The organism is Roseovarius faecimaris (assembly GCF_009762325.1).
In the GTDB taxonomy this organism is placed as follows: Bacteria; Pseudomonadota; Alphaproteobacteria; order Rhodobacterales; family Rhodobacteraceae; genus Roseovarius; species Roseovarius faecimaris.
This window is the reverse complement of sequence record NZ_CP034348.1, coordinates 3,107,586-3,127,067: the sequence shown is the minus strand read 5'-3', so window position 1 is coordinate 3,127,067 and position 19,482 is coordinate 3,107,586. Positions and strand designations below refer to the sequence as shown.

The 19,482-nt window shown below is 66.3% G+C and carries 28 protein-coding genes; 5 read left to right on the top strand and 23 right to left on the bottom strand.

The features are described 5' to 3' along the window. Positions 1-5: 5 nt before the first annotated feature. The 15 genes from trmD to ffh all read right to left on the bottom strand — a co-directional run bounded on the left by trmD (position 6) and on the right by ffh (position 9,128). The gene (trmD, locus tag EI983_RS15755) at positions 6-815 is read right to left on the bottom strand and encodes a tRNA (guanosine(37)-N1)-methyltransferase TrmD (RefSeq protein ID WP_157708306.1); all 810 of its coding nucleotides are present in this window, start codon (positions 813-815) and stop codon (positions 6-8) included. A gap of 57 nt (positions 816-872) precedes the next feature. After that, on the bottom strand, positions 873-1,694 hold the full coding sequence (locus EI983_RS15750; protein ID WP_157708305.1) for a hypothetical protein: 822 nt from the start codon (positions 1,692-1,694) through the stop codon (positions 873-875). A gap of 3 nt (positions 1,695-1,697) precedes the next feature. Continuing rightward, positions 1,698-2,201 (bottom strand): ribosome maturation factor RimM, encoded by a 504-nt coding sequence (rimM, locus tag EI983_RS15745; protein ID WP_157708304.1) that lies wholly within the window; start codon positions 2,199-2,201, stop codon positions 1,698-1,700. Further along, on the bottom strand, positions 2,194-2,349 hold the full coding sequence (locus tag EI983_RS15740) for a hypothetical protein (RefSeq protein ID WP_157708303.1): 156 nt from the start codon (positions 2,347-2,349) through the stop codon (positions 2,194-2,196). The genes rimM and EI983_RS15740 overlap by 8 nt, the downstream gene beginning before the upstream one ends. Then, positions 2,346-2,975 (bottom strand): 5,6-dimethylbenzimidazole synthase, encoded by a 630-nt coding sequence (gene bluB, locus EI983_RS15735; RefSeq protein ID WP_157708302.1) that lies wholly within the window; start codon positions 2,973-2,975, stop codon positions 2,346-2,348. The genes EI983_RS15740 and bluB overlap by 4 nt, the downstream gene beginning before the upstream one ends. A gap of 17 nt (positions 2,976-2,992) precedes the next feature. Then, on the bottom strand, positions 2,993-3,412 hold the full coding sequence (gene rpsP / locus EI983_RS15730; protein ID WP_157708301.1) for a 30S ribosomal protein S16: 420 nt from the start codon (positions 3,410-3,412) through the stop codon (positions 2,993-2,995). A gap of 51 nt (positions 3,413-3,463) precedes the next feature. After that, the gene (locus EI983_RS15725) at positions 3,464-3,760 is read right to left on the bottom strand and encodes a chorismate mutase (RefSeq protein ID WP_157708300.1); all 297 of its coding nucleotides are present in this window, start codon (positions 3,758-3,760) and stop codon (positions 3,464-3,466) included. Next, a complete protein-coding gene (locus tag EI983_RS15720; protein WP_157708299.1) occupies positions 3,753-4,358 on the bottom strand; it encodes a GNAT family N-acetyltransferase in 606 nt (201 codons plus the stop codon). The genes EI983_RS15725 and EI983_RS15720 overlap by 8 nt, the downstream gene beginning before the upstream one ends. Continuing rightward, positions 4,358-4,936, bottom strand: coding sequence for a GNAT family N-acetyltransferase (locus EI983_RS15715; RefSeq protein WP_198389319.1), 579 nt, complete (start codon positions 4,934-4,936; stop codon positions 4,358-4,360). Before EI983_RS15715 ends, EI983_RS15720 begins: the two co-directional genes overlap by 1 nt. Then, positions 4,933-5,475 (bottom strand): GNAT family N-acetyltransferase, encoded by a 543-nt coding sequence (locus tag EI983_RS15710; protein WP_157708298.1) that lies wholly within the window; start codon positions 5,473-5,475, stop codon positions 4,933-4,935. Before EI983_RS15710 ends, EI983_RS15715 begins: the two co-directional genes overlap by 4 nt. After that, entirely contained in the window at positions 5,472-6,041 is a 570-nt protein-coding gene (locus EI983_RS15705; protein ID WP_157708297.1) for a GNAT family N-acetyltransferase, read from the bottom strand. The genes EI983_RS15710 and EI983_RS15705 overlap by 4 nt, the downstream gene beginning before the upstream one ends. After that, the gene (locus EI983_RS15700; protein WP_157708296.1) at positions 6,038-6,559 is read right to left on the bottom strand and encodes a GNAT family N-acetyltransferase; all 522 of its coding nucleotides are present in this window, start codon (positions 6,557-6,559) and stop codon (positions 6,038-6,040) included. Before EI983_RS15700 ends, EI983_RS15705 begins: the two co-directional genes overlap by 4 nt. Further along, complete coding sequence (locus tag EI983_RS15695) at positions 6,556-6,993, bottom strand: DUF6691 family protein (protein WP_198389441.1); 438 nt, start codon at positions 6,991-6,993, stop codon at positions 6,556-6,558. Before EI983_RS15695 ends, EI983_RS15700 begins: the two co-directional genes overlap by 4 nt. After that, positions 6,990-7,415, bottom strand: a complete 426-nt coding sequence (locus EI983_RS15690; protein WP_157709122.1) for a YeeE/YedE family protein — start codon at positions 7,413-7,415, stop codon at positions 6,990-6,992. Before EI983_RS15690 ends, EI983_RS15695 begins: the two co-directional genes overlap by 4 nt. Before the next feature lie 201 nt (positions 7,416-7,616). After that, the gene (gene ffh, locus EI983_RS15685; protein ID WP_157708294.1) at positions 7,617-9,128 is read right to left on the bottom strand and encodes a signal recognition particle protein; all 1,512 of its coding nucleotides are present in this window, start codon (positions 9,126-9,128) and stop codon (positions 7,617-7,619) included. 245 nt (positions 9,129-9,373) lie between these two features. Here ffh and EI983_RS15680 point away from each other — a divergent pair, with 245 nt between their 5' ends. Beyond that, positions 9,374-10,678, top strand: coding sequence for an AsmA family protein (locus EI983_RS15680; RefSeq protein ID WP_157708293.1), 1,305 nt, complete (start codon positions 9,374-9,376; stop codon positions 10,676-10,678). A gap of 39 nt (positions 10,679-10,717) precedes the next feature. On the opposite strand, the gene EI983_RS15675 is transcribed toward EI983_RS15680, so the two are convergent. After that, complete coding sequence (locus tag EI983_RS15675; RefSeq protein ID WP_157708292.1) at positions 10,718-11,239, bottom strand: hypothetical protein; 522 nt, start codon at positions 11,237-11,239, stop codon at positions 10,718-10,720. A gap of 116 nt (positions 11,240-11,355) precedes the next feature. After that, a complete protein-coding gene (locus tag EI983_RS15670) occupies positions 11,356-11,934 on the bottom strand; it encodes an FMN-dependent NADH-azoreductase (RefSeq protein WP_157708291.1) in 579 nt (192 codons plus the stop codon). A 127-nt stretch (positions 11,935-12,061) separates the two neighbouring features. Here EI983_RS15670 and EI983_RS15665 point away from each other — a divergent pair, with 127 nt between their 5' ends. Beyond that, positions 12,062-12,946 (top strand): LysR family transcriptional regulator, encoded by an 885-nt coding sequence (locus EI983_RS15665; RefSeq protein ID WP_157708290.1) that lies wholly within the window; start codon positions 12,062-12,064, stop codon positions 12,944-12,946. Next, positions 12,943-13,821, top strand: coding sequence for a DMT family transporter (locus EI983_RS15660; protein ID WP_157708289.1), 879 nt, complete (start codon positions 12,943-12,945; stop codon positions 13,819-13,821). Before EI983_RS15665 ends, EI983_RS15660 begins: the two co-directional genes overlap by 4 nt. A 32-nt stretch (positions 13,822-13,853) precedes the next feature. On the opposite strand, the gene EI983_RS15655 is transcribed toward EI983_RS15660, so the two are convergent. The 3 genes from EI983_RS15655 to EI983_RS15645 all read right to left on the bottom strand — a co-directional run bounded on the left by EI983_RS15655 (position 13,854) and on the right by EI983_RS15645 (position 15,598). Continuing rightward, complete coding sequence (locus EI983_RS15655) at positions 13,854-14,708, bottom strand: class I SAM-dependent methyltransferase (protein ID WP_157708288.1); 855 nt, start codon at positions 14,706-14,708, stop codon at positions 13,854-13,856. 88 nt (positions 14,709-14,796) lie between these two features. Next, positions 14,797-15,141 (bottom strand): DUF2794 domain-containing protein, encoded by a 345-nt coding sequence (locus EI983_RS15650; protein WP_157708287.1) that lies wholly within the window; start codon positions 15,139-15,141, stop codon positions 14,797-14,799. Between the two features lie 187 nt (positions 15,142-15,328). Then, positions 15,329-15,598 (bottom strand): I78 family peptidase inhibitor, encoded by a 270-nt coding sequence (locus EI983_RS15645; protein ID WP_157708286.1) that lies wholly within the window; start codon positions 15,596-15,598, stop codon positions 15,329-15,331. Positions 15,599-15,720: 122 nt separating this feature from the next. On the opposite strand from EI983_RS15645, the gene EI983_RS15640 reads away from it, so the two are divergent. Next, positions 15,721-16,833: an S-(hydroxymethyl)glutathione dehydrogenase/class III alcohol dehydrogenase gene (locus EI983_RS15640; protein WP_157708285.1), complete on the top strand. Its 1,113-nt coding sequence runs from the start codon at positions 15,721-15,723 to the stop codon at positions 16,831-16,833. A 106-nt stretch (positions 16,834-16,939) separates the two neighbouring features. On the opposite strand, the gene EI983_RS15635 is transcribed toward EI983_RS15640, so the two are convergent. Both EI983_RS15635 and EI983_RS15630 read right to left on the bottom strand, forming a co-directional pair. Continuing rightward, positions 16,940-17,938: a glycosyltransferase family 61 protein gene (locus EI983_RS15635; protein ID WP_157708284.1), complete on the bottom strand. Its 999-nt coding sequence runs from the start codon at positions 17,936-17,938 to the stop codon at positions 16,940-16,942. Continuing rightward, positions 17,925-18,272 carry an ArsR/SmtB family transcription factor gene (locus EI983_RS15630; RefSeq protein WP_157708283.1) on the bottom strand — a complete coding sequence of 116 codons (348 nt, stop codon included), beginning with the start codon at positions 18,270-18,272 and terminating at the stop codon, positions 17,925-17,927. Before EI983_RS15630 ends, EI983_RS15635 begins: the two co-directional genes overlap by 14 nt. A gap of 114 nt (positions 18,273-18,386) precedes the next feature. Here EI983_RS15630 and EI983_RS15625 point away from each other — a divergent pair, with 114 nt between their 5' ends. Next, positions 18,387-18,809, top strand: coding sequence for a universal stress protein (locus EI983_RS15625; RefSeq protein WP_157708282.1), 423 nt, complete (start codon positions 18,387-18,389; stop codon positions 18,807-18,809). On the opposite strand, the gene EI983_RS15620 is transcribed toward EI983_RS15625, so the two are convergent. Next, entirely contained in the window at positions 18,806-19,414 is a 609-nt protein-coding gene (locus EI983_RS15620; RefSeq protein ID WP_157708281.1) for a DJ-1/PfpI family protein, read from the bottom strand. The two genes, EI983_RS15625 and EI983_RS15620, sit on opposite strands and share 4 nt — an antisense overlap. Between the last annotated feature and the right edge of the window lie 68 nt (positions 19,415-19,482).

Genomic DNA, 19,482 nt, shown 5'->3' with positions numbered 1-19,482 from the left:
AGGCGTTACTCATCCGTCCCGTGTTTCGCGGCGAGGTGCGCCTGCCACAGGTCGGGGCGGCGGGCGCGGGTCAGCGCCTCCGATTGCGCGCGGCGCCACTGGCCGATTTTGCCGTGATCGCCGGACAGAAGCACCTCGGGGATGGCGTGGCCCTGCCACTCGGCCGGTCGGGTGTATTGCGGGTGTTCCAGCAGGCCGGCGGAAAAGCTTTCCTCCTCGGTTGAGGCCTCGTTGCCGAGGATGCCGGGACGCAGGCGGATGGTGGCGTCAAGCAGGGCCTGCGCCGCGATCTCGCCGCCGGTGAGGACGAAATCGCCCAGAGAGACCTCGGTGATGCCGTAATGGTCGATCACGCGCTGGTCGAGCCCTTCGAAGCGGCCACAGATGAGGCTCACGCCCGGCCCATCCGCCAGTTTTTGCGCCATGGCTTGCGTGAAGGGGGTGCCGCGCGGGCTGAGATAGATCAGCGGTGCGCCTGCCGGGGCGAGTTTGAGAGCATGGTCGATGGCGCGGCCCATGACATCGGCGCGCAGGACCATGCCCGCACCGCCGCCTGCCGGGGTGTCATCGACGTTGCGGTGTTTGCCCTCACCGAAGGGGCGCAGGTCGATGGCGTCGAGCTGCCAGAGCCCGTCCTTGAGGGCGCGCCCGGTCAGGCTTTCGCCCAACACGCCGGGAAAGGCCTGCGGCAGAAGCGTGATCACCTGCGCGCGCCAGACACCGGCGAGGCGCGGGTTGCCGTCGATCAGGCTGCGCGGGGCGAGCGAGGCGGTGATGGATTTGCGGCCATGAGAGCGGCTCGGGGTGTCGGGCATGTCGATGCGCCTTGTGGTCAGGTCTTTTGCGTCTTTGGCCCGAGGGGTGCGCGCGGGTCAAGCCCCGGGGCCGTCGGAGCGGGGCGCGCGGTGGGTGTAGCCCAGCCGGCGATGGGCGCGGATCACCTCGCGCTTGGCGTCGGCGAGGGCGGTATCGTCCAGATCGGAACGGTTGAGCGCCAGAAGCTCCTCGGCGGCGCCGTCGGGCTGCACGTTATGCGCAGGCAGAGGGGCGATATCGTCGGTCGGGATGCCCAGCAGGTCAAGGGCCGCACCGAGCGGGCCAAGCGGGGTGGCGCCGCAGTTTTCGATGGGGGTGTGGGTGACCCGGGCGCGGGGGCCGAGCCGGTCGGCCACGGCGCGCACCACATCGCCAAGCCGCGCCGCATGAGTGAGGGTGACGCGGTACTCCTCGAACTCCTGTGTCAGGCGCAGGGCGCGCAGGTTCTGCCAGTAGACGCTGCGCTGCCAGTCGCGGGCGGTGCGGGTGGTGTACCAGATGGTCACCTCGGCGTCCGGGCCGAAATGGCTGCGCAGCACGGCGGTGGCCACGTTCATCAGGGGCGGGGCGGCGTCATAGCCCGCAACGCCGTGATGGCCGGGGATGTAGCCGCTGAGATCCTCGGCGCTGATCAGCAGCGCGCGGGGGTCGGAAGGGTCCAGCGGCTCGACCGCCTCGGCCAGCCGCTCGGCGAAGCTGCGCAGGAGGGTCATGTCGGGCTGGGCGGAAAACTTGCGCGCGGCCCGGGCGGCCTCGATCACATCCGCGGTGACCATCAGGCGCAGATGCGGTGCAAGCACATCCATCCGCGCCTCGGCTCCGCGTTGCAGGCTGGAGGTGCCTGTCTTGTGAAAGCCCGGATGCAGCAGGATGCGCATCGCTCAGAACAGCCCGTCCGGCGGGTCGGCGACGATGCGCCCTGCGGCGAGATCGACAGTGGGCACCGCCTCAAGCGTGAAGGGCAGAAGCACGGTGTCCTTCAGGCCCGGCCCGTGGATTTCGAGCAGGTCCGAGGCGCCGTGATTGAGCACGGATTTCACACGGCCCAGCAGCGTGCCGCCGGTGTCGTAGACCTCAAGCCCGATCAGATCGGCATGGTAATATTCATCGTCCGGCAGGGTGGGGAGCTGTGCGCGCTCGGCATAGAGCCGGGTGCCGCGCAGGGCATCGGCCGCTTCCTTGCTGGTGATGCCGGAAAGCCGGGCAAGCAAGCCGTTCTTGGTCTGGCCGGTGAGCGTGATGGTGAAGCGCTGTGTGCCGTCCTCGGTGCTCAGAGCGCCATAGGCGGCGATGTCTTCGGGCTGGGCCGTGAAGCTTTTGAGCCGCACCTCGCCGTGGACGCCGAAGGCGCCGGCGATGGCCCCGATGCAGATCGGATCATCCATGGGCGGTCTCCTCGGTGCAGGTCGGCCCCGGGTTCAGGGCCAGGCTGGCGCATTCGGTGCCGGACTGGGTGCGTTCATAGAACACACCGGCGATGAAGGCGCCGCCGCAGAGCAGGATCAGCCGAATGGGTTTCAAGAGCAGGCTCATCGCACCTCCAGGGGCACATGCGCGCGCCGGGTTTCCCAGCCCGCGCGCTCCAGCTCGGGCGTGTCGGCCTCGGCCTCGGGCCAGCCGATGCAGAGATAGGCGACAAGCGCCCAGTCTTCGGGCACGGCCAGGTCGCGGCAAAGCCGGTCGGGGTCGAGCACCGAAACCCAGCCCACGCCAAGCCCCTCGGCCCGCGCGGCGAGCCAGAACTGGGTGATTGCGGCCACCACGGAATAGCGCCGCATCTCGGGCATGGTGCGCGCACCCAGCCCGGCGCCCTTGTCGGTCGTCTCGTCGCTAAAGACCGCCAGTTGCACTGGCGCCTCCTGCATGCCCGAGAGCTTGAGGCGGCTGTAGAGCGCCGCCTTGTCACCGCCGTAGCCCGCCAGCGCCTCGGCATTGGCGGCCGAGAAATTGGCGAGCGCGGCGGCACGCATTCCGGCGCTGTCGAGCCGGACAATCCGCCACGGCTCGCTCAGCCCCACGGAGGGGGCCAGCGCGAAGGCGTCAAGGCACCGGGTGAGCAGCGCCTCGTCCACGGGACCCGTGCGAAAGCGGCGCACATCGCGCCGCCAACGCATGAGATCCCGCAGTTCCGCCTGAAACGAGGCCGAAAAGCGCGACATGCTCGGAAGCCTGTCGCTTAGCTTTCCGCGTTTTCTTCGGCGGCTGCGTCTTCAGCGGGTGCCGCGTCTTCGGCAGGGGCGTTGGCGGCCTCTTCGGCGGCAGCGGCCTTGGCGGCTTTCTCTTCGAGGCGTTCCTTGGCCTTGGCGCCGGGCTCGCCTTTCTTGAGGTTGGCGCGCTCTTTCTTCTCGATCGTGCCGGCGGCTTCGAGGAAGCGGCTGACGCGGTCGGTCGGTTTGGCGCCCTGGTCGAGCCAGTACTGCACGCGCTCCATGTCCATCTTGACGCGGTCTTCGCTGTCTTTCGGCAGAAGCGGGTTGTAGGTGCCCAGCTTCTCGATGAAGCGGCCATCGCGCGGCATGCGGCTGTCAGTGGCCACGATGCGGTAGAAGGGGCGTTTCTTGGAGCCGCCACGGGCGAGACGGATTTTCATAGCCATTGTTGAGTTCTCCTTTTGAATGGCGTGGGATGGTGCGTGAAATCACGCACCCTACGATTGGTGTTTCTTGTGGTGCTGGATGACTTCGCCAATGATGAAATTCAGGAAATTCTTGGCGAATTCCGGGTCGAGATCGGCATCGAGCGCCATGCGCTGAAGCCGCTCGATCTGCTGGCTTTCGCGCAGCGGATCGGAGGGGGGAAGGGCGTGTTCGGCCTTGAGACGGCCCACGGCCTGTGTGTGCTTGAACCGCTCGGCCAGGGTATAGACGAGCACGGCATCGAGCCGGTCGATGCTGTCGCGATGCTCTTTCAGGAGCTCGGCGGCGCGGGAGGATGCGTCAGTCAATGGGCATTCCTTTCGGTTTGAAGAGCGGATCGCAGTAATGGCTGATTTCCAGCTCGATCCCGTCGGCGAGCTGGCCGGATTTGAGCCGCTCGGGCGAGGGGTGGCGATAGACCGCGTCATTGCCGTCGATGGTGGCGGCGTCGTGGTCCTTGACGCAGCCCAGCCGCTCGGCCAGGCGGATACTGTCGAGGTTCTTGGGGTCGATATAGCTGACCGCCCCGTCCCAGCCGCAATGGGCATAAAGATGTTTACGCACCGCGTGGGTGGCCTCGAGCGCGTAGCCGTGGCCGGCCTCATTGGGCCAGATGATCCATGCGATCTCGCGTTCGGGCCATTTGGCCGGGAACCAGCCGCCGGCCATGCCGAGGGTCTTGTCGGTCGCCTTGTCGTGGATCATCCACATGCCATAGCCGCGAATGTTCCAGTGGCCGATCTCGGCGGCATAGAGCATCCAGGCCTCATACGGGTTCAGCGGCCCGCCCATGAAGCGCGAGCGGTAGGAGCTGAACGTGGCCTTGAAATCGGGATAATCCTCAGCCTCGGGCCCGCGCAGGATCAGGCGGCGCGTTTCGAGCACGGGAATGTTTTGTGTTGCCATTACACGTCCTCCGGGCTGGGGTGGCGATAGACCAGGGCCGGCGTGTCGCCCTCGGGATAGGTCACGTTACCCGAGCGGATGGCGCCGAGCCGCTCGGCCACGGCGACGGAGCGCGCATTGCCGGGGGCGATGTAGCTGACAAGCTCGGGCAGGCGCAGCGTGCCGAAGGCGTAGTCGCGCACCGCTTCGGCGGCCTCGGTCGCGTAACCCTGGCCTTCCTGCGCTTCGATGAGCAGATAGCCCAGTTCGGGGGCCTGATCACCGGGTTCGGCCCCGATCAGGGCAAAACCTATGGGCGCGCCCGTTCGGGTGAGCGTGATGGTCCAGCCGCCATGGCCCCGCAGCATCCAGCAGGAGGCGAGCGTGGCGAAGTCATACCAGGCTTCATCGCGCGTCATCGGGCCGCCGATGCCCTTGCTGCGCGGGCCGCAGGCGATTTCGGCATAAAGCGCGAAATCGGCGGCTTGAGGCGCGCGCAGGGTCAGACGCTCGGTGGTCAGCACCGGCACCAGCGCGGCGAAGCGCGCGGCCATCCCGGCGGCGGTGCCGGTGGGGTTGGTTTCGCAATACATGCTCATGCCAGCGCCTCCGGGCCGGGGTGGCGGAAGGTGAGCGTGCCCTCCCAGTCGGGCAGGTCCGGCAGCTTTGCGTCGCTGTCCAGCGTGCAGCCAAGCCGCTTGGCCAGAGCGATGGAGCGGGCATTGTCGGGGTCGATATAGCTGATCAGGGTGGACCAGCCGAGATCCCGATAGGCATGGGCGCGCACGGCAAGGGCGGCCTCGTGGGCGAAGCCCTGGCCTTCATGCGCGGGGGACCACAGGCCCCAGCCCAGCTCGGGCTCGTGATAGCCGCCGGGGCAGATCAGCCCGGCATCGCCGATGGCCTCATCGGTGCCCTTGAGGCAGATCGTAAAGAGGCCATAGCCCCGGATCGCCCAATGTCCGATCTGAACCGCGCAATGGTCCCAGGCGGCGGCGCGCGAGAACGGCCCGCCCATGTAGCGGGTGCGCGGCTGCATCAGGAAGTCCACACCGGCCTCCATATCCTGCGGCGCGAAGGCGCGCAGGGTGAGGCGGGCGGTTTCCAGCACCGGGGTCTTGGCGGCGGCCTGTATCATGCGTAGGCCTCCGGGTTGCCGTCAGCGTCGGCCACAAGGCCCAGATCGGCGGGCGAGGGGTGCCGGTAAAGCTGCTCGGCGCCCATGTGTACATTGTCATATTCACGTTCGAACCAGGCGCCCAGCCGTTCGGCCAGCGCCACGGAGCGGGTGTTGCCCGGCACGATATTGGAGGTGAGCGTGGTGAAGCCAAGATCGGTATAGGCCCATTCGCGCACGCGGGTGGCGGCCTCGAAGGCGATGCCCTTGCCCTCATAGCCCTCATAGACGACCCAGCCGATCTCGGGCTCGGGCCAGCCTTCGGGCGCCCAGATGCCGCTGAGGCCGCAGGGTTTGCCCGAGGCTTTCTCTTCGATCGTGAAATAGCCATAGCCGCGCAGGGCCCAGTGGCCCAGGTTGCAGGCGAACCAGCGCCACGCCTTGGAGCGGTTCTCTTCGGTGCCGAAGCCCGCGGAGCGCACCGGATCGGTGGCGAAGGCGCAATAGGTGTCGAAATCGCCTGCTTCGGGCGCGCGCAGGATCAGATGCTCGGTTTCGAGCCGGGGGATGATCAGAGCGGTTGTCACAGGGCTGTCTCCCGCGGGAAGGCATAGATGTCGCGGGTGACGCCATCGGGAAAGACCTGGCGGTCGATCCTGGTGCCGCCGAGGCGCTGGGCCAGGCGGTGGGCGGGCGTGTTGTGGTCACGCATGAAGGTGCGGACCTGATCCCAGCCAAGCGTGTCATAGGCATAGGCGATGATCGCGCGGCTGGCCTCGGAGGCGAAGCCCTTGCCGCGTACGGCGGGCATGAGCCACCAGGTCAGCTCGTGGCTGGGCCAGTCGTCATCGCGCACCAGGCCCGCGCCGCCCAGAACCGTCTCGTCACCGATGCGGCGCAGGAGCCAGACGCCAAAGCCCTTGGCCTTCCAATGTGCCATATCGGCGGCATGAATAGCGGCAACCTCGTCGGCGCTGCGCTGGCCTCGGTAGGCGCCGACGGTGGCGTCGGAGGCGGCATAGAACGCCCGGTAGGCGGGCAGGTCGTCCGGGGTGGGCGCGCGCAGGGTCAGGCGCTCGGTGGTCAGTTCGGGCAGGGCGGTCATGCGGGTGCCCCCCTGCGGACGAGGGCTGCGCTGAGCCCGCGCCAGCCCAGCATGCCGACGATCATCGCGCCGAGGAACACAAGCCCCTGCACGCCGCCATAGGAGAGCGAGGCCAGGGCCGGGCCGGGGCAGAGACCCGCGAGCGCCCAGCCAAAGCCGAAAAGCGCCGAGCCAGCAAGCAGGCGGCTGTCGAGCAGCGGGGTGGGCTTGGGCGGCAGCGGGGTGCCGAGGATTGCGTTGGTGCGGCGGGCCGCCACGCGCCAGGCCACCAGCATGGGCAGGATCGCACCGCCCAGCACGAAGGCCAGCGTCGGGTCCCAGGCGCCGAAGATGTCGAGCCAGCCCTGCACCTTGCGCGTGTCGGTCATGCCCGACAGCATCAGGCCCGCCCCGAAGAGACCACCGGCAAGACAGGCAAAGACGAGGCGCATCAGATCACCTCCAGCAGGTGCCGGGCGATCAGCATGGTGACCATGCCCGCGCCGAGATAGACCAGCGTCGCCACGATCCCGCGCAGGGAGAGGCGCGAAATGCCGCAGACGCCATGCCCGGAGGTGCAGCCATTGGCCATGCGCGTGCCGAGGCCCACGGCGAGACCGGCGATCATCACAACAGCCCAATTGCCGGTCAGGTGGGTTTCGGGGGCGTGGCCCGCGAGCATCACCAGCGCGGGAAGACCGATCAGCCCGGCAAGAAAGGCGAGCCGTTCGGCCAGGCTGGACCAGCCGGAGCCGTCCACGACGCTGCCCAGAATCCCGCTGGCGCCCATGATGCGGCCATTGACCAGCAGGAAAAGCGCGGCGGCGCCGCCGATCATCAGCCCGCCGATCAGGCCGTATATCCAAGCGATCTGGATCATGACGTGATCCAGCGGTCGCGCTGCCGCGCGTCTTTTATGCAGGCAGTGGCGAGGCGACGCGCAGCACAGAAGAGCGGTGCCTTTGCCACGGGCGCAAGCCTCCGGCGGGGGGTGAACGGCGACAAGGATACACTCTGAGGGAGCGTTTCAGCCGTGAACGGGCGGAGCCCTATGGAGCAGAAAGATGAAAGCATGGGCTTACTTCTTCTTGCCGAAGCCGGAGAGGCCCGGGGGCAGGGAGAGCCCGCCGCCGCCCAGGCCCGGAAGACCGCCGCCGGGCAGGCCCTTGCCCATTTGCTTGGCGGCCTGTTCGAGGGCTTTTGGGTCCATGCCCGCCATATCCTCGGGCGAGGGGCCGCCTTTGCCGAACATGCCCTTCATCGCCTGTTTGAGCATCCCGCCTTTGCCCATCTTGCCCATCTTCTTCATCATGTCGCCCATCTGGCGCTGCATCTTGAGAAGCTTGTTCAGCTCGGAGACTTCCAGCCCGGCACCACGCGCGATGCGTTTTTTGCGGGAGGCCTGCAGGAGTTTGGGATTGGCGCGCTCTTTCTTGGTCATCGAATTGATCAGCGCGATCTGGCGCGACAGCATCTTGTCGTCGATGCCGGCCTCGTCCATCTGGCCTTTCATCTTGCCCATGCCGGGCATCATCGACATGACCCCTTCCATGCCGCCCATCTTCTGCATCTGTTCCAGCTGCATCTTCAGGTCGTTCATGTTGAACATGCCCTTCTGGAAGCGCTTCATCATCTTTTCGGCCTGTTCGGCCTCGATGGTTTCCTGCGCTTTTTCCACAAGGGAGACGATATCGCCCATTCCGAGAATACGGCCCGCGATGCGCTCGGGCTCGAAGGTCTCGATGGCGTCCATCTTTTCGCCCAGGCCGACGAAGCGGATCGGCTTGCCGGTGACGGCGCGCATCGACAGGGCCGCGCCGCCGCGCCCGTCGCCGTCCATCCGGGTGAGCACGACGCCGGTGACGCCGATCTTGTCGTCGAACTCGGTGGCGACGTTGACCGCGTCCTGACCGGTCAGGCCATCGACCACCAGCAGGGTTTCGCGCGGATTGGCGACATCGCGCACGGCGGCCGCCTGGGCGATCAGCTCCTGGTCGATATGCAAGCGCCCGGCTGTGTCGAGCATGTAAACGTCATAGCCACCAAGGCCGGCTTGCGTCTTGGCGCGTTTGGCGATGGCCACGGGGTCTTCGCCCTTGACGATGGGCAGGGTATCGACGCCGATCTGGGTGCCGAGGATGGCAAGCTGCTCCATGGCCGCGGGGCGGTTCACGTCGAGCGAGGCCATGAGCACGCGCTTGCCCTCGCGTTCCTTGAGGCGCTTGGCGAGCTTGGCGGTGGTCGTCGTCTTGCCCGAGCCCTGCAGGCCGACCATCAGGATCGGCGCGGGCGGGTTGTCGATCTTGAGCTTGCCGGGATCGTCGGAGCCGGTCAGCGTCTCAACGAGGGCGTCATGCACGATCTTGACGACCTGCTGGCCGGGGGTGACCGATTTGGTGACCGCCTGGCCGGTGGCGCCGTCCTGCACACGTTTGATGAAGTCGCGCGCGACGGGCAGGGACACGTCGGCCTCAAGCAGGGCGACGCGGACCTCGCGCAGGGCGGATTTGACATCATCCTCGGAAAGCGCGCCTTGCTTGGTGAGCCGGTCGAATACGCCGGACAGGCGGTCTGAAAGACTTTCGAACATGTGCGGCCTCCTTGGCGCGGTTTCTGGTCTGCCCCATCATATAGGAAGGAGCGGTTCAAACGATAAGCGCCCCCACGGGCGCAACGCGCTGGTGGAGGGCGATCCCGGCCAAAGGCCAAGGGACCGGAAGCGATGAACTTCCGGAAGTTGGCCTGCGTTTATGGGGGAAAGGGCCGTGAGTCAAGCGTTGGTGCACCGGGGCGAGGCGGGCTATTCTGCTGCTCGAAGATTCAAGGAATTTGAGCATGGAAGCACTTGTCCTGATTTTTGCCGAGATTCTGCTGGCCTGTCTGGCGCCGCTGCTGGCGCTTGCCGGGGCCGCGTTGGCCGTGGTGCTGGAGGCGGTGCTGGGTTTTCTGGCGCTGGTCTTCGGCGGGGTGTTCGAGGTCTGGCGCGAGAGCCGCAGGATGAAGAGGGAGGCGGCCGGACGCGCACCGAAAGCGCCACGCAAACCGCTTGTTCCGCGAAAGGTCGTGCATTGGGCGGCGGGCGGTCTTGTGGCGCTGGGTGCTGTTGGGGTTCTGGCGTCGGTTCTCTTCATGCAGCCCATCCTGCGCTATGTGATGGACACGGCGAGCGCCAGGGCGGGGGCCGAGATCCGCTTTGAGCGGGCGGACGGGATGCTGCTGACCGGGGATGTGACGCTTTACGGGATCACGGCCAGACGCGCGGCACCAGAGGGGCTGGGGTTTGACATGGCAATTGCCCGGCTGGACGCGGAGGTGGATGTGCTGACCTTGCTGAGCCGCACCCCGGTGATCAGCCTGGCGCGGGTGGACGGCGTGACCGGCACGGTCAGCCCGCCCCGGCGCGACCCGGACAAGCCCAGGCCGGAGAAGAAGGAAAAACGCCCCTTCGTGATCACGCAGGTGGATGTGAAGGACGTGGCGCTGGAGATCAGGCCGAAAGGCTCGGAGGCTTATCCGCTGGTGATCGAGACGGCGGAGGTGGCCCCGTTCCGAAGCTCCACGGCGCTGTTCAGCCTGCTGTTCCGGTCCAACATGGTGGCGCAGATCGCGGGGCAGGACCTCAGGGTGGAGACGGCGCGGCTGACGGACCGTGGCCGCGAGACGCGGTGGCTGTTTGAGGATGTGGAGGCCGAGAAGTTGCAGCTTCTGGTGCCGAAGGCGCCGCTGACCTGGTTCTCGGGCGGACGCCTGACCGCCCGCGTCGAGGATCGCTGGAGCCTGTCGGATGATTTTGTCGATATGGACTGGCGGATCGTTCTTGAAGATGTGCGCATTCAGGTGCCGCGCGAGGCGGGCCGGACCGAGAAGCTTTTGGGCGGGGCGCTGGCCAAGCTGGTGGCGGCACAAGGCGGAAATGCAGATTTCGCGTATCGGCTGGAGCTTGACCCGGAGCAGATCAGGGCGCTGCGATCCGGTGATCTGGATCAGTTCTGGGACACGGTGCTGGGCGGGTTTCTCAAGTTCGGTGCGAAGGATGGCGCGGATGAGGACGAAAAGGCGGAAGAGGCCGGGGAGGAGGACAAGCCCGGGGCGCTCGACAAGCTGAAGAACCTGCTGAAGAAGGATGAGGCGGCGGATTAGGGCTCTGCGTCCCGGACCTGTGGTCGCTGAGGTCCCGGGTCAGGCCCGGGACGGGTGTCCGGCCTGTCCGGATCCGTCGCGGAGCCACCAGTTGTTGATCGCCGCGACCATGGCCTCGGGGCCGTTGCCGGAGGTGTAGTAGCTGTGCAGCGGCACGGTCTGATCGGCCGATTTGCCGCGCAGGATCAGAACGGGGCGGGTGAGGGCCTGACCGTTCTGGCCGGTGCTTTGTTCGATGCGGGCCTCGATCAGCCGGGAGAGCCTGTGACTGGCCTCGCGGCGCCTGAACACGGAGACGCGCCGGATGGTGATGCGGTCCTGGCTGCGGTCGAAGACGAATTGCAGGCGGCGGGCGAAAAGCTCCAGCGCCATGAGCCACAGGCCGCCGCCGACGATGATGAAGAGGGCGGAGAAGAGCCACCAGAGTGGATCGGGTGACAGGCCCAGCGGGACGAGGCCGATGCCCACGAAAAGCACGATCAGGCAACTCAGCCCGATGGCGAGCGCCCAGGGGATATGATCGAGGATCAGCGTGTCGTGGCTGTCGTGAGTGACCTTCATGACGCGAGCCTAGCGCGCGATGCCGTCGCGCGCAAAGGGCGCCGCTCGTCACGCCCTTGCATGCGTGCCTCGCTGAGGGGGTGACGAGCGACGGGGGGGCTGGCCCGGAAGCGGGGTCAGGCGGCGAGGCGGGCGATGGCGTCCTCGGCGGATTGCGCGGCGCGCTCGGCGTCGATCATCTGTTCATCGGCGGAAACGAGTGTCACATCGGTGATGCCGATGAAGCCGAGAATGTGCCGCATGTACCCGGTGGCGAAGTCGATGTCGGAGCCGACTTTCGTGCCGCCAGAGGCCACAGCGAGGATGGCGCGTTTGCCGTTCAGCAGCCCTTCGGGCCCGGCTTCGGTATAGCGGAAGGTGACACCGGCGCGGGCGATCTGGTCGATCCAGGCCTTGAGCGCGGTGGGGATGCCGAAATTGTAGACCGGCACGCCGATGATCAGCACATCCGCCGCCTTGATCTCGGCCACCAGTTGATCCGAAAGCGCTAGCGCGGCGCGCTGGGCCGGGGTGCGATCCGCTTCGGGCGTGAAATTCGCATTGACCCAGTTTTCGTCGATCTGGGGCAGGGCGGAGGACAGGTCTCGGCGGGTGAGCGCGCCGCCGAGCCGTTCGGCGATCCGGGTGGTCAGGGCGCGGGTGGTGGAGCCCTGCATACGGGCGGAGCTGTCGATCTGAAGAAGGGTCTGTGTCATCGGGTGATCCTCTGATGGGTCTGATTATGTGGATGGGGTGGATATTGTATATTGCAAATATCAACACAACCTTGGATATTGCGGGTATAAATGTGCGTATTTGCAGAGAGTGACGAGGGCTGATCACATGGATAACTGGGATGAGATCCGGACCGCTTACCATGTGGCCCGAGTGGGCACGGTCAGCGGCGCGGCAGAGGCGCTGGGGGTGCATCATGCGACGGTGATCCGGCATATCGACGCGCTGGAGGAGCGGCTTGGCACCAAGCTGTTTCAGCGTCATGCGCGCGGCTACACTCCCACGGAGGCGGGTGAGGACCTGCTGCGCGTGGCCCAGGCGACGGATGACCAGTTCAGCCAGCTTGCGGGGCGGCTGAAGGGGCGCGGCAACGAGGTGGGCGGTGAGCTTGTGGTCACGTCGCTGGGGGGCTACAGCCCGCTGCTTGTGCCGATCCTGACGGAGTTTCAGGCCGAGTATCCGGAGATCATCGTGCGCTATCTGACCAGCGACCGGCTGTTCCGGCTGGAATATGGCGAGGCGCATGTGGCGATCCGGGCCGGGCGCGCCCCGGATCAGCCGGATAACGTGGTGCAGGCCTTCACCACGCAGCAGACCACGCTTTATGCCAGCCAGTCCTATGTGGACAGGTATGGCTGCCCCAAGAACTGGGACGAGTTTCACAAGCATCGGTTTGTCGGGGCGGATGATCCCAAATCGCGCGCGCCCTTCGCGGCTTGGATGCGAGAGCATGTCCCGGCGCAGAACATCGTCTTCCGCAGCGGCGACGTGCATGCGCAGCGCCGCGCCATTCAGGAGGGGGCGGGGATCGGCTTTATGTCGGTGCTGCATGCGCGCGAGGTGGGCGGGCTGATCGAGGTGACCGAGCCGCGCGAGGACTGGGCGGTGCCGCTGTGGCTGGTCACGCATATGGATCTGCACCGGACTACGAAAGTGCAGGCCTTTCTGACCTTTCTCAAGGCGCGGGTCAGGGAGTTGGATGCCGCATCATGAGTGACCGGTTGCGCGGCCATCTGGCCATGCTGGCCTTTTCGGGGCTGATTGCGGGCTCGTTCGCGCTGGGGTCGATGGCGGCGCCGCATATCGCGCCGATGGCGCTGAATGCGGTGCGCTTCGTATTGGCCTCGGTGCTGCTTGGGGTGCTGGCGTGGTCCTATACGGGTATCGACCGCAGCGCCTTTGCCGCGCCCTGGCGCTATCTGGCGATGGGCGCGTCGATGGCGATCTATTTCGTGCTGATGTTCGAGGGGTTGAAGACGGCGCCGCCGGTATCGGCCGCGGCGGTTTTTACGCTGACGCCGATCATTTCGGGGGCCTTCGGCTATGTGCTGCTCCGGCAGGTGATGACACGGCGCATGGCGCTGGCGCTGGCGGTGGGCGGCGCGGGGGCGCTTTGGGTGATCTTCCGCGCCGACTGGCAGGCGTTTCTGCGGTTTCAGGTGGGGCGGGGCGAGGCGGTCTATTTCGTCGGAGTCATTGCGCACGCGCTTTACACGCCGCTGGTGCGCAAGCTGAACCGGGGGGAGAAACCGGTGGTTTTCTCTTTCGGGGCGATGGTGGCGGCGGCGCTGCTGCTGGTGGTGGCAGGCGGGCGCGACATGCTGGCCACGGATTGGGTCAGCCTGCCCGCGATCGTCTGGATCACCATCGCCTATACGGCGGTCGCGGCAACGGCGGTGACGTTTGTCTTGCTGCAATACGCCACGCTGCGCCTGCCCTCGGCCAAGGTGATGGCCTATACCTATCTGACGCCAAGCTGGGTGATCTGCTGGCAAGCCGCGCTCGGGCACGGGCTGCCCTCGGGGCTGGTGGCGGTGGGCGTGGGGCTGACGGTGGTGGCGCTGGCGTTGCTGCTGAAGGATGAGTGAGGCCGGGTGCCCGGCGCCGGTCCGGGGCGGGGTCAGCCGGGGTTGGTGCCACTATAGACGATCAGCCGCGCGGGGATGCGCAGGCCGGTGTCGCCCTGATAGGGCGCCAGGGCGGATGCGACCGCAGACCTGATGGCGGCAAGATCGGCCTCCGTGCCATTTTTTTCGCGCATGAGCCGGGTGGCCGGGCCGACCGTCGCGGCCATGTCGGCGGCGTCGGGCAGGGTTTGCGGCGGCAGCAGATCGGCCTCGATGCGCGTGCCGGTGGCCTCGGCCCAGCCTGCATCGCGCAGGATGCCGGTGACACGGTCCACGTCCTTGAAGGCCATGGGGCCGGGCGCGTGCGGGTCCAACGGCTCGGGGCGGCCGAGCCGGTCCATCGCGGCCTGCATCGGCAGCATGAACCACGGGTTTTCCGGTGCGCCCTGCCAGCACAGCATGGCGAGGCGCCCGCCCGGGCGCGTGGCGGCACGCAGGTTCTGGAAGGCGGCGACGGGATCGTCGAAGAACATGACGCCGAAACGGGAGAAGACCAGATCGGCCGCGCCGGGGGCAAAGTCGTGCACCTGCGCGTCCCCCAGAAGATAGGTGATATTCGAGCGGCTTTCGGCTTCGCCCCGTGCCCGCGCCATGTCGAGCAACGGACCGGCGATATCGAGCGCGGTGACATGGCCGCCTTCGCCGACCGCGGCGGAGAGTTTGAGGCAGCTTGCCCCGGTGCCGCAACCGATATCGAGCACCCTCTCGCCCTCGCGCGGTGCGGCATGGGCCAGCAGGGTGTTGAGCGGCTCCGACAGAAGCTGATCCATCGCGGCCTGATGGGTGATCCAGCTTTGGCCGGAGGTGCTCCAGTATTCGGCTTGCCCGGAATTGGGGGTCTCGGTCATGTCACAGGGTCCGGCTGGGAATGGTGCGTGAAATCACGCACCCTACGGAGGAGGTATGAGATGGTGCGCGGCATCATAGGGCGGCCCGTCAGTCGACGGCGCGGATGAGCTTGCGCTCGAGCACGCGCAGAACGGTCCTGAGATCGGAGCCGCGTTTGAGGATCTGGCCGTCCATGCCGATCACCGCATACTGGCCTTGCCGCCCGCGCAGTTTGGGGCGTTTCTCAATCCGGTAGAGCGGATGTTCGGCGGTACGCCGGAAGACCGAAAACACGGCCACATCGCGCAGGCAGGAAATGCCATAGTCGCGCCATTCCCCGGCCGCCACCATACGGCCATAGAGCGACAGGATCACGCTCAGCTCGGTGCGGTGAAAGGCGACGGTTTCGGCGCGTCCGGAGAGGGGAAGGGAGGTCGGAGACTGAAAGCTCATGCGCTCAGATTTGCGCTATCGGGCTGGCAAGGCAAGTGATTTCTTGGACGTGTCACGGTTTGATAATCCGCTTTGAGCCCTTTGCAGACATGTGATGTGTGCGCATTGCGCGGCTCAGGGCCTGGAAAACCAGAAGGCGGCTCTGTTCGCCGGTCGAAATTTCAAACGCAGACAGTGCCGATGTCACTCAGCCGCACCAGAGCCGCCCGATATCGCCATTGCGGTTCACATCCACATTCAGCCGGTCGGGGCGGTGATCCATCGTCACGGCCTGACCGGGATAGATCACGCGCACATCGCCGGGGGCGGCGTCAAAGCTGTGGTTGGCCGCAGGTTCGCCCACGAGATCGGCAAACATGGCCTTGCCGCAGCTATCGTCGGGATCCGGCGCGGGGGCCGGGGCGGTGGTTTGCATGCATCCGGCCAGAAGAAGGCCGCAAAGGATGGCGTATCTCATGGCTGTCTGTCCTCCATGCCCTTGCGAGCAGGGTGCGCGCGCCGCGCAAAAGGTGCAAGCAATTGTTGAAACTCCGCGCCGTTTCGCCCATGGTCGGCTCAAACAGAATGGGAGGACAGATCATGCGGACCACAGCCGCCGTAGCCCTGGAAGCGGGCAAGCCGATGGAAATCATGGAGGTGAACCTCGATGGCCCGAAAGCGGGCGAGGTTCTGGTGGAGATCAAGGCCACGGGCCTGTGCCACACCGACGATTTCACCCTGTCGGGCGCGGACCCGGAGGGGGCCTTTCCGGCCATCCTGGGCCATGAAGGCGCGGGCGTTGTGGTCGAGGTCGGCCCTGGCGTGACCTCGCTGGAGCCGGGCGATCACGTGATCCCGCTCTACACGCCCGAGTGCCGTGAGTGTGAATACTGCCTCAACCCCAAGACCAACCTGTGCCAGAAAATCCGCGCCACGCAGGGCGCGGGCGTGATGCCCGACGGCACGTCGCGGTTTTCCATGCTCGATGGCACGCCGATCCTGCATTACATGGGCTGCTCGACCTTTTCGAACCATACGGTTCTGCCCGAGATCGCGCTGGCCAAGGTGCGCAAGGACGCCCCGTTTGACAAGATTTGCTATATCGGCTGTGGCGTGACCACCGGCATTGGCGCGGTGATCAACACCGCCAAGGTCGAGATCGGTTCGACCGCGATCGTCTTTGGTCTCGGCGGCATTGGCCTCAACGTGATCCAGGGCCTGCGGCTGGCGGGTGCGGATCAGATCGTGGGCGTCGACATCAACGACGGCAAGGCCGAGATGGCCACCCATTTCGGGATGACCCATTTCGTGAACCCCACCAAGGTGGATGGCGATATCGTGGCGCATCTGGTGGAGCTGACCGGTGGCGGCGGCGATTACACCTTTGATGCCACGGGCAATGTGACCGTCATGCGCCAGGCGCTCGAATCGGCCCATAAGGGCTGGGGCGAAAGCGTGATCATCGGCGTGGCGGGCGCCGGGCAGGAGATTTCCACCCGTCCGTTCCAGCTTGTGACCGGCCGGGTCTGGCGCGGGACGGCCTTTGGCGGCGCGTCGGGGCGCACGGATGTGCCCAAGATCGTCGACTGGTACATGGACGGCAAGATCGAGATCGATCCGATGATCACTCACACCCTGAAGCTGGAAGAGATCAACAAGGGCTTCGACATGATGCATGCGGGCGAAAGCATCCGCAGCGTGGTGGTCTATTGATCGGCTGACAGAGCTTCGGTTTCAGAGCTATGAGGGCGGCGCCGGAGACGGGGCCGCCTTTTTCGTATCCCGGGCATAGAGCGTGCGGCCCTGGCCGGGGCGGTGATCAGATGAAGCCGGTTTCGGACAGCTGCGCCTGAAGCGCGGCGATGTCCATCGGATCGGGCAGGCCGGAATGACGCGCGGTGCCGGTGAGCGCATCAATGCGGGTCAGTTTCACCTTTTCGAAGGCGGTGATCTGGTTGGCGATGGCCTGTACGGCCCGGTCGCGGGCGCGGCGCTGGATCAGACCGATCCGCGCGCCTTCCCGCATGGCGAAAGGCACCATGTGAAAGGCCGAGCCATCGCCGCCGACAATCACCTTGGCTGCGCGGTAGACCCGGATTTGCGCCGCGATACTGTGCCGTTGCGGGTGGAAAATCTCATAGCCCGCAGCGCGCATCATGCGTTCGATACGCTCTTCCTGGTCGACTTTCTGATGCCCGTGTTTCAGCTTGGAGCGGGAGATATAGATTTTCTCGGGTCCCTGTGCCGGGCAATTGGCGGCGATGCGGCCGCGGACATAGGTGCGGAATTCTTCGGTGCCGCTGGCCCAGTCCTGATGCCCAAATCCCTGCGCCGGGATCAGAAGCCGTTCCGCCACCAGCGGCACCTTCACCAGATGCAGCGGCATATCCACGCCCATGATCTCGAAAAAGGCCAGCAGGCGACGCCGCAGAACCGAGCCGAAATCGGTCTGTTGAAAGGGCAGCATGATCAGCCCGTCGAACCGCTCGTACCGGCCATCCATGGCCCAGACGCGCGCGATGCTTTCCATCAGGAAATGCCCGAAATGGTGCCGCCCCAGCCCGCCGAAGAGATAGGTGCCCTCAAGCCGGGCGGCGTCGCGCATATCCGGCAAGGCGGGTTGGGCGGTGAACCTGTCGTCGGAGATGCGGGTGCGCGACAGCTCGCAAAAGCTGCCATCGGGGCGGAAGACGCCGCATCCGAGCCCCTCGTCCTGCTCGACCGGGACGATCCGGGCCTCCTCCACCGGCTCGATGATGGGCGGCGGTAGCCGGTCCGGTGACAGCGGCGTCTGTACTGTCATGTCAACCGTGCTCATCCGGGTCCCCCTCGGCGGTGAGTTCGGATTGCAGGAACCGCTCGAACGCGTCCAGGTTGATCGCCTCGAACTGACCGAAGCTCTGCATCCAGATCGAGGCATCGCGCATCGCGTCCGGCTCCAGCTTGCACCATTTCACCCGTCCGCGCCGTTCCTGGCTGATCAGGCCCGCGCGTGATAGGATGTTGAGGTGTTTCGAGATCGCGGCAAGGCTCATCTCGAAGGGCTCGGCCACGTCGGTGACGGCCATATCGTCCTCCAGCAGCATCATCAGGATGGCGCGGCGGGTCGGGTCGGCCAGAGCAGCGAACTGCATGTCGAGCGGGTTGGTCATGTTGCGGCTCTATTGCGGCAAGGGCTGCGCCGCGTCAAGGCAGGGTTGATCCAGCTTAAGGTCGCCAGGTGTCGCCCGGTCTATACTCAGACGGTCAACAGGGAGGATCAAGGAATGTTCAAACGGATCATGGTGCCGGTCGATATGGCCACGGCTGACACGCTGACCCATGCGGTGGATGTGGCCGCCGACCTGGCAAAGCATTACGGTGCAACGCTGGGCCTGATCAGCGTGAGCGGCGGTCTTCAGGGGCGCGTGTCGCACTCGCATGAGCGTTACGGCGAGAAGCTCGCGGACTTCGCCGCCGAGATGGGCGCCCGCAATGACATCGAGATCGGCAGCCGGAACATCAGCGTGCCGGACCCGAGCGTGGAGGTGGATCAGGTGCTGCTGGAACAGATCGAGGCGCAGGAGGTGGACCTTGTCGTGATCGCGTCGCATCAGCCGAACTGGACCGATATTTTCGTCAACTCCCACGGCGGGCGGCTGGCGCGGCGGGCGCCGGTGTCGGTTTTCGTGGTGCGGGCCGGTGGCTAGGCGCGGTCCCGTGTTGCGAAAGGATCGTGGTCCGCGTCCCGGTGCCATGTGTATTCGGCCCAATCGGCGGCATTCTCGGCGGCGGGCCTGCCAAGCAGATGCGCGATAAGCGCCAGCGTCATGTCCATGCCGGCCGACACGCCGGATGAGGTCCAGAACCGGCCGTCCTCGACCCAGCGCGCATGATAGACCCAATCGACCCGGGGCCCGGTTTGCGTCACCCAGTCGAAGGCGCGTTTGTTGGAGGTGGCCCGCTTGCCGTCCAGCAGCCCGGCCCGCGCCAGAAGCGCGCTGCCGGTGCAGACCGAGGTGATGAACCGCGCAGCTTCGGCTTGCGCCTTCAGCCAGCCGAGCAGCGCCGGATTGTCCACCTCACGCCGCGTGCCCGCCCCGCCCGGGACCAGCAGGATGTCATACTGCGCCAGGTCGTCAAACCCGGCCTCCGCCACCGCCTGCCAGCCTTGCGCGCTGCGCACCGGGCCGGGCGCCTCGGCCACGAGCCGCATCTCGAACGCCGCTTCATGCATGCCAAATAGCTCCACCGGCCCGAACATGTCGAGTGTCTCGAACCCGTCAAAAAGCACACAGCCAATGCGCATCGTCATGGTCTGACGCCTCCCTCTTGCATCTGCAGAGTGGTGCAGGTCGGCAGGAAAGATCAACCAGATGGTTG